Raw genomic sequence first — 229 nt, forward strand, 5'->3', positions numbered from 1 at the left:
GCTTTATTTAAATCCGCTTCCTCTCCTACAAAAGTGAAATTCAATGGTCGCACAGAATATGTGAAAAAAGATGGAGATGAATATATTTTCTTTCTATCCATCACCTTATCAAACAAAAGTGAACTTTAATTAAAACAAAAAGGTGATGAGCTTATTAATCGAGCCGGCTCTCTTAAACGAAACATCACATTACCAAAAACATTAACACACCAAAATATTCAAGAACACA

1 pseudogene is annotated in these 229 nt (G+C 32.3%); it reads left to right on the top strand.

The annotated features are described in order from the left end of the window. Positions 1 to 229: pseudogene (locus JDS92_RS30595) on the top strand (ArsA family ATPase); the annotation flags it as partial.

The organism is Bacillus cereus group sp. N12 (genome assembly GCF_016483575.1).
In the GTDB taxonomy this organism is placed as follows: domain Bacteria; phylum Bacillota; class Bacilli; order Bacillales; family Bacillaceae_G; genus Bacillus_A; species Bacillus_A toyonensis.